General features: G+C 38.6%; 12 protein-coding genes and 1 riboswitch. Of the genes, 11 read left to right on the top strand and 1 reads right to left on the bottom strand.

What is annotated here, in order from left to right; translation table 11 throughout:
- Positions 1–175 precede the first annotated feature (175 nt).
- The 10 genes from ACPWSR_RS08530 to ACPWSR_RS08575 all read left to right on the top strand — a co-directional run bounded on the left by ACPWSR_RS08530 (position 176) and on the right by ACPWSR_RS08575 (position 12,289).
- The gene (locus ACPWSR_RS08530; RefSeq protein ID WP_426351259.1) at positions 176–1,594 is read left to right on the top strand and encodes a sigma-54 interaction domain-containing protein; all 1,419 of its coding nucleotides are present in this window, start codon (positions 176–178) and stop codon (positions 1,592–1,594) included.
- Between the two features lie 197 nt (positions 1,595–1,791).
- Positions 1,792–2,085 (top strand): 2-amino-4-oxopentanoate thiolase subunit OrtA, encoded by a 294-nt coding sequence (gene ortA / locus ACPWSR_RS08535; RefSeq protein WP_426351260.1) that lies wholly within the window; start codon positions 1,792–1,794, stop codon positions 2,083–2,085.
- Between the two features lie 26 nt (positions 2,086–2,111).
- On the top strand, positions 2,112–3,533 hold the full coding sequence (gene ortB, locus ACPWSR_RS08540; RefSeq protein WP_426351261.1) for a 2-amino-4-oxopentanoate thiolase subunit OrtB: 1,422 nt from the start codon (positions 2,112–2,114) through the stop codon (positions 3,531–3,533).
- A gap of 69 nt (positions 3,534–3,602) precedes the next feature.
- Entirely contained in the window at positions 3,603–3,974 is a 372-nt protein-coding gene (locus tag ACPWSR_RS08545; RefSeq protein ID WP_426351262.1) for an ornithine aminomutase subunit alpha, read from the top strand.
- The gene (gene oraE, locus ACPWSR_RS08550) at positions 3,967–6,171 is read left to right on the top strand and encodes a D-ornithine 4,5-aminomutase subunit OraE (protein WP_426351263.1); all 2,205 of its coding nucleotides are present in this window, start codon (positions 3,967–3,969) and stop codon (positions 6,169–6,171) included. The genes ACPWSR_RS08545 and oraE overlap by 8 nt, the downstream gene beginning before the upstream one ends.
- Positions 6,172–6,255: 84 nt before the next feature.
- Positions 6,256–7,599, top strand: coding sequence for a GlmL-related ornithine degradation protein (locus ACPWSR_RS08555; protein ID WP_426351264.1), 1,344 nt, complete (start codon positions 6,256–6,258; stop codon positions 7,597–7,599).
- Positions 7,600–7,673: 74 nt separating this feature from the next.
- Entirely contained in the window at positions 7,674–8,741 is a 1,068-nt protein-coding gene (gene orr, locus ACPWSR_RS08560; protein ID WP_426351265.1) for an ornithine racemase Orr, read from the top strand.
- A 25-nt stretch (positions 8,742–8,766) separates the two neighbouring features.
- Positions 8,767–9,813: a 2,4-diaminopentanoate dehydrogenase gene (gene ord / locus ACPWSR_RS08565; protein ID WP_426351266.1), complete on the top strand. Its 1,047-nt coding sequence runs from the start codon at positions 8,767–8,769 to the stop codon at positions 9,811–9,813.
- 187 nt (positions 9,814–10,000) lie between these two features.
- Positions 10,001–11,038 carry a C45 family autoproteolytic acyltransferase/hydolase gene (locus tag ACPWSR_RS08570; protein WP_426351267.1) on the top strand — a complete coding sequence of 346 codons (1,038 nt, stop codon included), beginning with the start codon at positions 10,001–10,003 and terminating at the stop codon, positions 11,036–11,038.
- A 51-nt stretch (positions 11,039–11,089) separates the two neighbouring features.
- Positions 11,090–12,289, top strand: coding sequence for a coenzyme F420-0:L-glutamate ligase (locus ACPWSR_RS08575; RefSeq protein WP_426351268.1), 1,200 nt, complete (start codon positions 11,090–11,092; stop codon positions 12,287–12,289).
- 74 nt (positions 12,290–12,363) lie between these two features.
- Here ACPWSR_RS08575 and ACPWSR_RS08580 read toward each other — a convergent pair whose 3' ends face one another.
- The gene (locus ACPWSR_RS08580; protein WP_426351269.1) at positions 12,364–13,452 is read right to left on the bottom strand and encodes a KamA family radical SAM protein; all 1,089 of its coding nucleotides are present in this window, start codon (positions 13,450–13,452) and stop codon (positions 12,364–12,366) included.
- 123 nt (positions 13,453–13,575) lie between these two features.
- Positions 13,576–13,707, bottom strand: a riboswitch (cyclic di-AMP (ydaO/yuaA leader).
- A 359-nt stretch (positions 13,708–14,066) separates the two neighbouring features.
- Between ACPWSR_RS08580 and ACPWSR_RS08585 the strand changes: the two genes are divergently transcribed.
- Positions 14,067–15,683: an alkaline phosphatase gene (locus tag ACPWSR_RS08585; protein ID WP_426351270.1), complete on the top strand. Its 1,617-nt coding sequence runs from the start codon at positions 14,067–14,069 to the stop codon at positions 15,681–15,683.
- The last annotated feature ends 46 nt before the right edge of the window (positions 15,684–15,729 follow it).

Here is a 15,729-nt window from a genome sequence, read left to right on the forward strand (position 1 = left end):
AGACTCCGAAGGCTTAAAAATCTTACAAAAAAACTTATTTTAATTATACAGGAACTTATTGCTGTAAATATAGCTCATGATTGTAAAAAATACCAAGGAAATAAGGTATAATTATATTAGAACAAGAGGGTTGATAAAATGCCAAAAATAAGTATTGAATAGGGGTATTTGATTTATGGTGAGTAAGAAGCTGACAGAGGAGAAGATTTTAGAGGGCCTTCTGGATAATCTTGAAGAGGGAGTACATATTGTAGATAATAGTGGAAGAACTCTTTTTTATAATAAAACCATGGAGAATATAGAAGGCTTTACTAGAGATAAGGTCCTGGGGAGAATGATAACTGAGTATTTAAGGGATTTTACCAATGAGGAATCTACGATAATGAAGGTTCTTGGGAATGGAGAAAAGATTGTTAATGTAATTCAGCGCTATGATAATAAGGATAGCAAGGAAATTACTACTATTAATACCACTGTTCCCATAAAGGACGGTGAAGAGGTAGTAGGTGCTATTGAAATATCCAAGGACTTCAGCCAGCTGAAGAAGCTCAATGAAACCATAAGCAGGCTGTACAGCAGTGAATATAGAAATGATGGCTCTGATGTCTTTGATGATATTTATGGAATTAGCAGTGGGATGACAAAGGCTAAGGAAAAGGCTCGGGTAGCAAGCATGTCCGATGCTTCCGTACTTATCTATGGAGAAACGGGTACCGGTAAGGAAATATTCTCCAAAAGCATACACTATGGGGGAAACAGAAGGTCAAAGCCTTTTATACCTATAAACTGTGCTGCCATTCCTTCTGCACTCTTGGAGGGAATTCTATTTGGCACGGAAAAAGGTTCCTTTACGGGAGCAGAAAAGAAAAAAGGACTCTTTGAGGCTGCAAATCATGGAACGCTTCTTTTGGACGAGCTTAATTCCATGGAGCCTTATCTTCAGTCTAAGCTTCTAAGGGTTATTGAGGATGGCTATGTTATGCCACTGGGCAGCAATAAGCATATAAAGGTGGATGTGAGGATAATAGCTACCTTAAATGAGAAGCCTGAGATACTTATTTCTGAAGGAAGGCTTAGAAAGGATTTATTTTATAGGCTGAGTGTATTTACCATAAACATTCCTCCATTAAGGGAAAGGAAGGAAGATATAACGGTATTTATTGATAAGTTTATAGGGTATTATAATAAAATCCTGGGAAAGAGCATAAAGGGAATTGACTTATGGATGCTTGAAAAGCTTAAGGAATACAGCTGGCCAGGTAATGTTAGGGAGCTTCGCAATGTGGTGGAGTTTGCCATGAATATGTCCAATAAAGATGGTCTTCTTACAGAAAAAAACTTTGATAGCGGAATACTTTATAGAAGCAGTAATAAGCCTTCGGAAAGCACAGAATCAGAGGCAGAGTCTATAGTTTCTAGAGGCTTTAGCTTAAAGAAGTATCTGGAGGAGATAGAAAAGCAACTTGTCTTTAAGGCTTTAGAGAAAAATAGCTATAATATTAAAAAAACCTGCAGTGAGCTGGGAATTTCAAGGCAGCTCTTAGAGTATAAAATAAAAAAATTTAATTTTATTCCTAAGGATTATAGAGCTTAAAACAGGAATTTATGCAAAAAAATTTGCTTTTATGCAAAAATACTTTCTTTATGTTTAACAGATAATTTATATAAATAAATAGAGCAAGCAAAATTTTTTGCAAAGAAAACGTCAGTATTTAGCCAAAAGGGCTGTATACTGGCGTTTTTTTCTTTGGCATTGTTTTTGCTGTAATAAGGTTTATCAGGAGGTGGATTATGGTGATAAAGAAAGGAACCTGGATAGAGGTAGAGGAAATAGTTCTGTCTCAAGAAGAGAGGGCAGCTAATGTACCTCTGGATACTAAGAATACTCCTTTAAGGTGCTGGATAAGAGGAGTTGCCCTAGAGGATTGTGAAATTGGGAAGGAAGCTGAGATAGTAACTAATATCGGAAGAAGGGTGAGAGGAATAGTAGTGGCGGAGGAGCCGGGTTATTATCACACCTATGGAGGTTATGTTTCAGAGCTGTCTCATATAGGAAGACAGGGAAGAGAAATCCTTGAAAAATAAGCTTATGCTAGCTGGAGGTATGTACCTTGAATAAATATCAAGAAATGATGAAAAGAAAAAATGAGATAATGCTCAGTTCCATAGGGATAGACTTTGATAAATACGAGGTAGGTGCCATTTCCTTTGATTATGAGAAGTACATGGAGGATGTGGGCTATACCTTAGAAGAAATTCGTGAAATACAGATAGAGGTAGGGGTAGGAAATACCCCCCTTATAGAGCTAAAGAATATAGCTAACCTTGCTAGAAGGGTTTCTAAAACTGGAAAAGCAGCGAGGATTTTTATAAAGGATGAAAGCTGCAATAAGGCAGGGAGCTTTAAGGATAGAAGAGCTGCACTTGCTGTATACGATGCCATGAAAAAAGGCTATAAGGGAGTTGTTTCAGCCACCTCTGGAAACTATGGAGCTTCCGTAGCCTCCCAGGCCTCAACTAGAGGATTAAAATGCATAGTGGTTAATGAGTGCTATGATTCTAGGAAGGTTGGACAGCCAGAGATTTTAGAAAAGGGAAGAAAGTGTGAGGGCTATGGAGCTGAGGTTTTAAGGCTCACCGTAGGTCCTGAGCTATTTTATACCTTCTTAAAGGTTTTGGAGGAGACGGGGTATTACAATGCTTCTCTATATTCCTCCTTTGCTGTGGCTGGGATAGAAACCTTGGGCTATGAAATAGCTGAGCAGTGTAGAGAACAACTGGGGAAACTTCCCGATGCCGTGGTAATAACTAATGCTGGTGGAGGAAATGCTACAGGCACTGCTAGGGGGCTGATAAAGGCTGGTGCCTCGGAGGTGAAGCTTATAGGAACCTCTATAGATTTATCAGGACTCCATATGGCTTCTGATAGGGATTTTAATAGAAAGTCCTTTACTACAGGACATACAGGCTTTGGAGTGCCCTTTATGGTAAATCCTGATAGATCTGATGTGCCAAGAAGTGCGGCAAGGCCTTTAAGATACTTAGATAGATATGTTTCCATAACTCAGGGAGAGGTCTTCTGGATGACAGAGCTCCTAGCACAGCTGGAGGGCTTAGAAAGAGGGCCAGCAGGGAATACCTCCTTAGCAGCAGCTTTTGCTTTAGCTCAGGAGTATGATGATGACCAGATAATAATAGTACAGGAAACGGAATATACAGGAGCAGGAAAGCATCCTATAGCTCAGCTTAATTTTGCTAAGGAAAATGGAATTGAGGTGTATGTGGGAGATCCAAAAGAGCAGGTGCCTGGTAAGAACATAGTGATTCCTGCCCATCCTTCTCAGGTTTCTGTGGTGGACTTTGATTTGAAGGGGATAAAGAGCTCCTATATTAAAAATATAGTAGGTCAGCTGGGGGACAAAACTCTTGAAAGAGTAGATATAGAATATCTTAAGGAGGAGCTGAAGGCTTCCAGAGAAGAGGTCCTTGAGCTTCTGAAGCCTTATGACATAACTATTAGTAAGAATTATTAGGGAGAATTTAAATAAAGCTGCAGGGCATTGAAGTTAGTATGACTGTAGCTGAGGGGAAGGTTGAGAAATATGAAAAGAGTAGATGATTATCAGGAAAGAAGAGAGCATTTAAAGAATTTATCTGAGGAAGAGCTGTATAACAGATTCTGGGAGCTTACGGAGCAGATAGTGAAGCCCATGGTGGATTTAGCCTATACCCATACCTCTCCTTCTGTGGAGAGGTCAGTGATTCTGAGAATGGGCTTTTCGAGTCTTCAGGCTCAGCCCTTAGTTGAGTACGGAGCCAAATGGGGACTTTTAGGCCACGGCATGGGAAATGTTATTTTAACCTATGGCAGGCTAAAGAATATCCATTACCTGGAGGCAGGAGCAGAGCTTGCCCAAGGAAAAGGCTGGGATATGGTGGTAGATTACTTTAATAGGGGGGAGATTAATGGATAAGAGCCTTGAAATAAAGGAGAAAATCAATCTTGAGGAAATACTTAGGGATTTAGATAAATACGAGCCTAAATGGAGAGGCTGGCACTGGAGAGAGCCCCTGCCAGAGGGGGGGAAGCTAGGAGAGTTCTCCTATAGCTCCATGACCAAGAGTCTAAAAAATAGCAGGTCCCTGCCAGCGGCAAGAAGCTTTGGAGGTATTGACCCTCAGCCAGCTCCAGTGATAACCACAGAGATTGCCTCAGGAAGATTTGAGGATGATATAAGAAGGATGAGAATGGCTGCCTGGCATGGGGCAGATCACCTCATGGTCATAAGAACCGCTGGACAGAGCCATTATGATGGACTTATAGAAGGAACTCCTGAGGGGATAGGAGGAGTTCCCATAACCAGAAAGCAGGTAAGAGCCACTAGAAAGGCTGTGGATATGATAGAGGAGGAGGTAGGAAGGAAGATAAACTTTCATTCCTATGTATCAGGAGTAGCAGGACCAGATATAGCAGTTATGTTTGCTGAGGAGGGGGTAAACGGAGCTCATCAGGACCCTCAATATAATGTCCTTTATAGAAATATCAATATGCAGAGATCCTTTGTAGATGCAGCAGAGGCTAAAAAGGTTATGAGCTGGGCAGGAATGCTTCAGATAGATGGTGCTCACAATGCCAATGCCACCTCTATGAAGGGCTACAAGGTAATGCCTGAGCTTATGGTACAGCATGCTATTAATTCTAGGTTTTCAGAGATTGTGGGGATAAGAGCAGACAACATCGCCTTATCTACGGTACCTCCTTCTTCTGCACCAGCACCCTGCCTGAAGATAGATTTACCCTATGCCGTAGCTCTTAGGAAGCTCTTTAATAGATATAAGATGAGAGCTCAGATGAATACAAAATATATTGAGTCCTGTGAGAGAGAGGCTACGGTGTCCCATGCCTTTAATATATTGATTTCTCAGCTTACCTCTGCGGATATTCAAAGCACCATAACTCCTGATGAAGGGAGAAATGTACCTTGGCATTATAATAATATCCATGCATTAAATACTGCAAAGCAGTCCTTTACAGCTCTCGATGGCCTTATGGATATGATAGAGCTTAAGGACAGCGGTTATCTTCCAGAAAAGGTCAGAGAGCTTCAAGAAAGAGCTGTATTATTCCTGGAGGAAATATTAGAGTCAGGAGGTTATTTTAATGCTGTAGATTCTGGCTTCTTCATCGATTCTGGAGAATATCCAGAAAGAAATGGCGATGGGATGATAAGAAAGATAGATGGAGGAGATGCGGCAGGCACTATAGTAAAGAGAGAGAAGGATTACTTTGCTCCTGTATGTGGCCACTTTGGCTATAACAATATCCCAGAGGAATATGACAAGGCCTGTGATGCCATAGAGGAATGTACCTTATGCAACCATTCTAAGATAGTTTATATAGATGAGCTGGATGAAGAGGATAATGTTTTTAAAAGGATGGAAAGGGTTAAAGAGGATGGGACAGTGGTTCCTGAGGTGCAGTGGAGTAAGGATGGCTATGTTAAGGTAACTCTGTGCATTCCTGAAAATGAACAGATAAGTGAAGCTGCTGCCCTTGAGATGGGAAGAAGAATGAATCTTAGAGACGTGGAAATACTCCATAAGCAGGTGCTTCAGGATTCCGAAGGAACCTTAGTTGAGATTAAAGGAGTATGTGATTTTACTCCTGTAAAGAGAGAGGAGCTTATTCTTCCAGAAAGAAGAAAGACACTCCCGCAAGATAAGATAACAGAATATGTTAAGAGCCATGGGGTTAAGGTAGTTGCGGCCACCGTCGGTGAGGATGAACACTCTGTGGGCGTTAGAGAAATAATTGATATTAAGCATGGTGGCATTGAAAAGTATGGCATAGAAGCAGTGTTTCTTGGAACCTCCTGTCCTTTAGAAAAGCTAGTAGATGCAGCTATTGAAGCAAGGGCTCAGGCCATATTATGCAGCACAATAATCTCTCACAATGATATTCACATGAAAAATATGAGAAAGCTCAATGATATATGCATTGAAAAGGGAGTGAGGGATAAGCTTCTTCTCATAGGGGGAGGAACTCAGGTCACCGATGAAATAGCCAAGGAAAATGGCATGGATGTTGGCTTTGGAAGAGGTAGTAATGGCACTGATGTCGCTTCCTTTATAGTGGAAGCCTTGATGGCTCGCACCATCACTAATAAGTAATAAGTCATAAGTCATGTGACAGGCACCTTCATGTGATAAGTCATAAGTCATAAGTCATGTGCCTGTCACCAACAAGGAGGTCCTATGAAAGTAGATTATCTTGTAGCAGAGATAGGGAGTACTACGACTGTAGTAACGGTATTTAATATAAAGAAGAGTAAAGAAGGGGAGAAGGAAATAGCTATTTCCTATCAGGGTAAGAGCTATACTACTGTTTTAGAAGGAGATGTGACTATTGGCCTCAGGGAGGCTATTAAGGATATAGAAGCACAGTCGGGAGAAGAGCTTAAGTGGGATAGGATGCTGGCAACGAGTAGTGCTGCCGGTGGCCTCAGGATTACTGTCCATGGTCTTATGGAGAAGATGACGGTAAAGGCTGCAAAGGAAGCGGCCTTAGGAGCTGGTGGAATTATAAAAATGGTCACGGCAGGAAGGCTACGTAAATCTGATCTTAAAAGAATAAGGGAAATACAGCCTAATCTCATAATGGTAGCAGGAGGAACTGACTATGGAGAGAGGGATACTGCTCTCTATAATGCTGAGCTTATCAGGGAGGAGAATCTCAATATTCCTGTGATTTACTGTGGTAATATTGAAAATCAAGAAGAGATAAGGAAGATTTTCCAGGGTCAGGAGCTATATATTGTGGATAATGTCTACCCCAATGTGGATGAATTGAATGTAGAACCAGCTAGGAGGGTTATTCAGGAGGCTTTTGAAAGAAATATTGTAAAGGCTCCGGGGATGGAGAGGATAAAGGAAATGGTAAATGGGACAATAATGCCTACCCCTGGAGCTGTTATGGAAGGGGCAAAGCTCCTTTACGATCTCCTGGGAGATATTATAGTTTTTGATGTGGGCGGAGCTACCACAGATCTTCATTCTGTTACAGAAGGAAGCAGTGAGATACTGGATATGCTCCTGAGTCCAGAGCCTAAGGCAAAGAGAACTGTAGAGGGAGATTTGGGGGTATATGTTAACAGCAAAAACCTCCTGGAGCTTCTGGATATAAGGGATTTAGGGCCAGTTGCAAGAGAAGAGCTAGAGAAGCACATCAAAGCAATTCCTGTGACGGAGGAAGAGATTAGGACTAGCAGGATATTGACTAAGAAGGCTGTAGAGATAGCTTTAGAAAGGCATGTAGGAAGTATCAAAAGAAAATTTGGAGGGGAAAGCGGCTTCATAGCCTATGGGAAGGATTTATCTCAGGTTAAATATATAGTAGGTACTGGGGGAGCTCTTACCAGGCTTCCTGGGGGCAAGGAAATCTTACTAAATATTAGGTGCTTAAAGGATGAGGTATCTATGCTTCCAGGAAGAGGGGCAAAAGTGCTTTTAGATAACAATTATATAATGGCCTGTGCTGGTGTGCTCTCCAGAGAAAATAGAGAAGTAGCAGTACTTTTACTTAAGGAAAGCTTAAATTAAAGAAATGTTAATTTTAGCTAAGGATGGCTGCTTATATAATTATAGGTGGAATAGAGTAAAGGAGGATTAGAGTCATGACCAAGAAATATCCATGCATAGAGATAGATTTATCTAAGATAACCTATAACTCAAAAAAGATACTAAGCTACTGCTCTGAAGCAGGAATTAAGCTTACGGCTGTGACAAAGGTCTTCTGCGGAAAGCTCCCAGTGGTGGAGGCTGTCTTAAAAAGTGGAATAACTAGCATAGGTGATTCTAGAATTGAGAATCTAAGAAAGCTTAAGGACCTTCCCTGTGAGAAAATGCTCTTAAGAATACCCATGCTTGACGAGATAGAGGAGGTAGTTGCCTATAGCGATATCACCTTAGATTCAGAGCTTAGGACTATTGAAGAAATATCCCGTGTAGCGCAAAAATATGGTGTAAAGAAAAAAATAGTCCTTATGGTGGACTTAGGGGATTTGAGGGAAGGAGTACCACCGGAGGAAGCTATAAATACAATCGATAAGATATTAAACCTTGAAAATATTGAACTAGTGGGTCTTGGTACAAACCTAACCTGCTATGGTGGTGTAATACCTGATGAGGAGAATTTAGGGATGCTAGTAAGGCTTAAGGATAAGGTTAAATATCTATATTCTCTAGAGCTACCTATAATTTCTGGGGGGAACTCTAGCAGTCTTCACCTCTTATTTAAAAATAAGATGCCTAGAGGAATAAATAATTTAAGGGTTGGAGAAGCCATAGCCCTAGGGAGGGAAACAGCCTATGGAGAAGCTATAGAAGGCTTATATAATGATACCTCCATACTGAAGGCACAAATAGTAGAGCTTAAAAGGAAGAAGAGTGTTCCTAAGGGAAAGCTGGGAAGGAATGCTTTTGGAGAGGTTCCGGAGTTTGTGGATAGGGGTGTGAGAAAAAGAGCCATCCTGGCCGTAGGGAAGCAGGATATTGTGCCAGAAGGACTAACTCCTTTAGACCCTAAAATCATTGTAATAGGTGCCAGTAGCGACCATCTTATACTGGATGTTACGGACAGCAGCATCCCTTATAAGGTAGGAGATATAATTGAGTTTACCGTTGACTATGGCTGTTTGCTTGCAGCTATGACTTCTGAATACGTGAAAAAATGCTATGTATAGTATAAAAGGAAAAGGGGAATTTAATATGAAAAATAAGATAAGAGTTGTTATTTGGGGTCTTGGAGTGATGGGTTGTGGAATTGCAAGGATGATCCTCAGTAAAAAGGGCTTCACTGTAGTAGGAGCAATAGATATTGACCCTAATAAGGTTGGAAGGAAGCTATATGAGGTTTTAGGACTGGAAGCAACTGAGGATAACAGCTGTATTATCACCAATAACCCTGCAGAGGTTATCAAAAAAGGTCATGGAGATGTATGTATCATAGCTACTGCTTCCTCTACCAGGGCTGTATTTCCTTTAATAGAGCTGGCTGCAGAAGCTGGAATGGACATAGTTACCACCGCAGAAGAGATGTCCTATCCCAGAGCTCTCGATCCTGAGCTTTCTGATGAAATGGACAGACTGGCAAAGGAAAATGGAATATCCATATTAGGTACTGGTGTTAATCCTGGTTTTATCATGGATTTAGTAGTAATAATGCTTACAGGAGTTTGCGATGAGGTAAATAGCCTGGAGGTAACGAGAGTAAATGATTTATCTTGCTTTGGAAGAACGGTGATGGAGGAGCAGGGAATAGGACTTAAGGTTTCTGATTTTGTAAGAGGGGTAGAGGAAGATACCATCACAGGACATGTGGGCTTTCGTCAATCCTTTGGAATGTTTGAGGAGGCCTTTAATATTAAATTTAACAACATTAGGGAAGTGAAGGAGCCTATTGTCACCTCCGTATCCCGCAGTACTGATCTAGTGGCAGTGGAGGCAGGAGACGTGGCAGGCTGCAGGCACCTAGGCTATGCAAGCCTTGATAATAAAGAATTTATAACCATGGAGCATCCACAGCAGATTAAGCCAGAGCTTGAAAGCATTGAAACGGGAGATTATATCAAGGTCAATGGCTATCCAAATCTACAAATGCAGATAAAGCCTGAAATACCAGGTGGCATAGCCACTGTTGCTATCTGCGTAAACATGATTCCTTTAGTGATGAATTCAGAGCCAGGTCTTAAAACTATGCTGGATTTACCAATTCCCAGAACTATACTTGGGGATGTAAGAGATTTAGTGAAATAACTATGTATAATAAAATTACCCAATAAGCAGGAAAAGCTTCTTGGGTTTTCTTTTTGTAAGGCTACAAAGGAAAATAAAATAAAAATACTTAAATTTATTTAACAATTTTTGTAACAAAATATACCATAAAAACGTATAATTGTAAGGGTGATTGTATGAGTTATTCTTCCTGGGAGGAGAGATTGAGTTGTATAAGTTAAATTTTACAGGGGATCCCTACAAGGCCGGTTATAAATATGGATTATTAAGCTATAAAAGGAATATTAGAATTAAGGATATACTAGATTTTTCCGAAGAGATATATTCTCTTGATAAGGATGTCATGGCTATCTATAAAGAATATTATCCTGAGGTGCTAGAGGAGATTAAAGGAATTTCAGAGGGACAGAAGCTTAGCTATAAGTCCCTGGCAGGGTACATATTATCAAGTACTCCTTCATCCTTAGGGGATAAGAGCTTTTGTTTTGCTATGATAGATAGAAATAATATTATTCTAGGAAGAAATTGCAACTTAGAGACAACCTCAAATGAGATACATAAAAGCTGCTTTTATAATCTTCATGGAGGATATTCCTTTATTGGGAACACTTATTCACTAGTACAGATGGGTGATGGTATCAATGAATGGGGTCTTTCCGTTGGATTATCCCCTATAGCCTCCAAGGCATCAAAGCCAGGTCTTAATGGTGGAATGGTGGTAAGATATCTATTAGAGAAATGTAGAAATACCTATGAGGCAGTAGAAATGCTTAAAAAGCTGCCTATAGCTTATAAAATAGGTTTGATTATTGTAGATGGAGCAGGAGATTGTATTTTAGCAGAAATCAGTGGTGACAAGGTCAGTGTAAGAAGCACTGATAACAATTCACCCTTCCTTTTATCGGCAAATATCTTTAATAATCAGCCCATGAGAAAATATAGAAGCAGGGGAGCAGAAGCTCTTATAATGCAGAATAGATATTTAGAGCTAGAAAAAATCTTAAAAAATAGTGATGGGTATGTGCAAGACCTTCCCTTTAATTTTCTCTTAGAAGCGCAGGATTTTATGGAAGACTTCGTTAAGGATAAAAGCTATAAAACCTTATGGTCTGCTATTTATGATTTAAAAAACTTTAAAATATATAGAACCGAGGGCAAATCTATAAAGAATAATTATAAACAGGATTTTAGATTTAACGGTCTACATAATTCAACAAAATTATACAAATATAATGAAAAATTATAATTATAATGATAAAATTATATTGTAAACTTTTTAAACCAGAGGAGAATTATAATGTCAGGAGTTATTTCAAGAGGTATTAAAGCACCGATTATTCGTAAAGGGGACGACTTGGTAGAGATAGTTGTTGAAAATGTCCTTGCAGCATCAAAGGAAGATAATTTTTCTGTAAAGGATAAGGATGTAATTGCAATCACTGAGTCAATAGTTGCTAGGTCTCAGGGGAACTATATACATGTTGATGACATAGCAGAAGACATTAAAGCTAAATATAATAAGGGAGAAACCTTAGCTTCTATAGGTGTTGTTTTCCCTATATTAAGCAGAAACAGATTTGCAATGTGCTTAAGAGGTATAGCAAGGTCAGCAAAAGAAGTAATAATGGTGTTTAGCTTCCCAAAGGATGAGGTAGGAAATCCCATCATGGATAAGAAGCTTTTATGGAATTATCCTGAAGAAAATTTTTACACAAACTACTATGATGTAAACCTCTTTGAAGAGATGTTTGGAAAGTACAAGCATCCCTTTACTGGTATGGATTATGTTGATTATTATCGCAGTATCATTGAAGGAGAGGGAGCAAGGGCTAAGGTAGTATATAGCAATAATCCTGCAAGTATATTGAAATTTACAGCTAATATACTCTGCTCTGATATACATACAAGAATGGATACAAAATATGCAATTGAGCTAAAGTCTAAGGAAGCAAAGGTATTAACCCTATGCGATATCATGAATGAGAGTATAAGTGGCAGTGGCTATCATCCTGAGTATGGACTTTTAGGGTCAAATAAGGCTACAGAAACAACCTTGAAGCTATTTCCAAGAGATGCTCAGGATTTAGTAGAAGCAGTGCAAAAAGAGATGTTTAACAGAACAGGTAAAACACTAGAGGTAATGATTTATGGAGATGGAGCCTTTAAGGATCCTGTAGGTGGCATTTGGGAGCTGGCAGACCCAGTAGTATCTCCTAATTATACTAGCGGCTTAAAGGGAACCCCCAATGAGCTGAAGCTTAAGTACCTAGCTGACGATAAGTTTGCCAATATAAATGGTGAAGAATTAAAGACAGCTATTGAAGAAGAAATAAAGAATAAAGAAAAAGATCTTATAGGAAATATGGCTTCAGAAGGGACTACCCCTAGAAAATATGTAGATCTATTAGGCTCCTTGGCGGATCTCACCAGTGGCAGTGGGGATAAGGGAACACCAATTATTCTAATACAGAATTATTTTAGTAATTATGCAGATTAACCTTTAAGGGAGTAAATAAGTGGCTGGTATATTAATTTACCGGCCACTTATTATTTTTACCCTTTATTTAGTTATTATAGCCAACATTGATTTTCATCAAGATTTTCAATAAATATCCTGCTGTTATCTGCTGGATTTTTTGCTTGATGATATTTAAATATAGTTTCTCCTGAAGGAAGATCACCTATAATTTCTATTTTTCCTGTTTCATGAGACATGATGTATCTAAAGCGTTTGCCGTGACCATTTAGGTGGGCTTTAGTTTCTTTTAGAATTTTATAGCCTGTTTTTATGGGTACCTGGAATTGAGACTTTACTCCAGATACAGGCCTGCATTGGAATACATAATAGGGTACTATTTTAAATTCATTTAATTTATTGATAAGCTCAATCATAACTTCGGAATTATCATTTACGCCCTTTAAAAGAACTGTTTGATTGCTTACCACAATTCCATTATCCGTGAGGCTATCTATAGCTTTCTTAGCTTCCGCAGTAAGCTCACGAGGATGATTAAACTGGGTTACAAAGTAGATTGGTTTAATGGAGGAGTATTTTTTTAGTATGTTTAAAAGCTCTGAATCATCGTATATTCTTGAGGGTAAAACTACTGGTGTTCTAGTGCCGTAGCGAATTAATTTAATATGTGGAACTGATGTGAGTCTGCTTAGATAGTATTCTATTATTTTATTGTTATTTAATAGAGCATCTCCACCGCTTATAAGGACGTTGGTGATTTCTTCATGAGAGCTTATATACTCAAATATAGAATCAAAAGCTTTGGCAATTTCCTCATCTGTTTGTCCAACTAATCTTCTTCTGAAGCAGTGCCTGCAGTACATGGCACAGATATTTGTTGATAATATTAAGGCTGTTTGTGGATATTTATGCTGAAGTCCCACTTCCTTGGTATTGGATAATTCTCCACTGGTGTCCAGCTCCCCTTCGAGATTCATTTCATATACCGAAGGAATGCACATTTTTTTTATGGGATCCTGAGGATCATTTTTGTCTATTAAAGACAGGTAATAGGTTGGTATAGACATTGGATAGCTTTCAATAATATCCTGCATTTTTATTGCTTCTTCATCGGTTATTGTTATGTGCTCTCGTAGAGCAGCTACCGTTGTAATGTTATTTTTTAAATCTTCTTTCCAGCTCATTAAGACCTCCTTAAATTCTTTAAATATAATTTTGTGAAACAAAAAAAGCCATTGGAAAGCCAATGGCAGAAAAGAACAAATAATAAAGAGACTATAGGGAATCATAGCTTGCTTTAAAAAATAAAATTTATCCTTCACTGCCGACGAGATTAGCTGACGGGTTAGGAGTAGAAGGTCTCCTGCAATATTTATTGCTTAACCCCGATAACATTGGTTCTCCCGCTACTTAATGTAAGCATTAGGCTCTATATATAATTTTATATTATTAATTGGTAATTAACAAGAAAATAAGGTAAAAAATAGAAAAAATATAAATAGAGTAGATTATTTTATTAAGTTTATATTATCTTTTTAATATGCTTGCTTTTTCATATAAATATGTCGAATTTAAGAGGAATATTTGGTTCATCATCAAAAATCTAATCTTTAGGCTTGTTAATAGAAGAAAGTTAATGGTTAACATCATATTTACATATATTTTAAATAAAGTTAAATAATAATTTTAATGAAATAAATTAACAATTAGAAAAATATATGTTACTATTAGCTTGTAAACGTTAACTAACGGTTACAAATATTAATTCTATTTAATAAATATTTGAGGGGGTTTAAAAATGTACAAACTTCACCGTTCTACTTTTAGAAATGCTATTATTGCTGGTGTTACAGCTTTACTGCTAATAGCTGGCCTTGTTACCTTTAACACGGGGAATGAAGCTGAAGCTCGTAATAGTAAGGTAAAGAATGTAATTATGATGATTCCTGATGGTAACAGTATAGAAGCAAGTACTATTGCTAGATACTATAATAATGGTGAGCCAATGGTATTAGATGAAATTGCTGTTGGTATGACCAAGACTCATTGGAATCAAGGTCCCATTACAGACTCAGCTCCCGGAGGAACTGCTTATGCAATAGGGAGCAAAACCGATGATAAGCATGTTGGAGTACTTCCAGGAGGAGTTCCTGCTGCTACCCTTATTGAAGCTTCAAGGCTTAAAGGAAAAGCTACAGGGATAGTTTCTACCTCAGAGGTAATGCATGCAACCCCTGCGGATTTTACTGCTCATGATGTGGATAGAGCTAACTATAATTCCTTAATGAAGCAGCAGATTTATAATGGTTTAGATGTAGTTTTAGGTGGAGGTAATCAATTCTTCACTCCTGAAGCTGGAGGCAAGAGAGCTGATGGTAAGGATTTAAGAGAAACAATAGTAAGCCTCGGTTATGAATATGTAACTACTAGAGAAGAAATGTTTAATTCTAGAGCTAAGAAAATCTGGGGTGCCTTTGCAGAAGCAGACATGATGTATGAGGTAGACCGTATAGCTACAGGTTCACAGGAGCCTACCTTAGCAGAAATGACAAAGAAGGCTATAGATATATTATCTAAGGATAAGGACGGCTTCTTCCTTATGGTAGAAGGCAGCAAGGTAGACTGGGCTGCTCATGCTAATGATACTGTTGGTATGGTAGGAGATATATTGGCCTATGATGATGCTGTTGGAGTAGCACTAGAATTTGCTAAAAAGGATGGACAAACTGTAGTTATTTCCTCCTCTGACCATGGAACTGGTGGACCAATAATCGGTGGGGTAAATCCTAATTATTCTAGTGTTACCTTTGATGAAAGTATAAATAAGCTTCTTTCAGCTAAAATATCCTTAGATTATGCAAATGAGCTTTTAGAAGGAGCAGATGAAGCGAGAGTTAGAGAAATTTATGCTGAGTATTTTGGTATCACAGATCCAACTAGTGAAGAAATAGCTCTTGCTCTAGAAGGAAAGATTAACAATGTAATCAGTGATAGAGCAAACATCAGTTGGACCTATGGTGGACACATAGGTGGAGATGTAGGTCTATACAGCTATGCTCCTAGAGGCTTTGAACAGCTAGGTGGAGTTGTTGATAATACGGAAGTAGGAAGATACATGGAAAGAGTATTAGGTGTAAATCTCGATGCTACCTCTAAGAGACTCTTTGTTAATGCAAAGGAAGCCTTTGAAAGAAAGGGTGCAGAGGTAACTCTCGATACATCAGATATGGACAACCCTCTTCTCATAGTTAAGAAGGGTAATAATACTCTTGAACTATTTGGATATACCAATATAGTCAAGCTCAATGGAAAGGAAATAAAGCTTGAAGGATTAGTAGTTACCAATAAGATAGATGGAAGCTACTCCATAGAAAATTCTTATGTTCCAGAGCAGGCTGTTAAGCTTTTAAAGTAAGGATTCATAATAAGATAAGAATTTATAGTATAAAATAAGGAAGCCG

The organism is Alloiococcus sp. CFN-8, from assembly GCF_049943125.1.
Lineage (GTDB): Bacteria > Bacillota > Clostridia > Clostridiales > Clostridiaceae > JAEXZL01.

Bases quoted from the DNA above. Each gene is read 5' to 3' on its own strand.
- ACPWSR_RS08530 (WP_426351259.1), top strand. From the start codon at position 176: ATGGTGAGTAAGAAGCTGACAGAGGAGAAGATTTTAGAGGGCCTTCTG.
- oraE (WP_426351263.1), top strand. From the start codon at position 3,967: ATGGATAAGAGCCTTGAAATAAAGGAGAAAATCAATCTTGAGGAAATA.
- ord (WP_426351266.1), top strand. From the start codon at position 8,767: ATGAAAAATAAGATAAGAGTTGTTATTTGGGGTCTTGGAGTGATGGGT.
- ACPWSR_RS08575 (WP_426351268.1), top strand. From the start codon at position 11,090: ATGTCAGGAGTTATTTCAAGAGGTATTAAAGCACCGATTATTCGTAAA.
- ortA (WP_426351260.1), top strand. From the start codon at position 1,792: ATGGTGATAAAGAAAGGAACCTGGATAGAGGTAGAGGAAATAGTTCTG.
- orr (WP_426351265.1), top strand. From the start codon at position 7,674: ATGACCAAGAAATATCCATGCATAGAGATAGATTTATCTAAGATAACC.
- ACPWSR_RS08555 (WP_426351264.1), top strand. From the start codon at position 6,256: ATGAAAGTAGATTATCTTGTAGCAGAGATAGGGAGTACTACGACTGTA.
- ACPWSR_RS08580 (WP_426351269.1), bottom strand. From the start codon at position 13,452: ATGAGCTGGAAAGAAGATTTAAAAAATAACATTACAACGGTAGCTGCT.
- ACPWSR_RS08545 (WP_426351262.1), top strand. From the start codon at position 3,603: ATGAAAAGAGTAGATGATTATCAGGAAAGAAGAGAGCATTTAAAGAAT.
- ACPWSR_RS08585 (WP_426351270.1), top strand. From the start codon at position 14,067: ATGTACAAACTTCACCGTTCTACTTTTAGAAATGCTATTATTGCTGGT.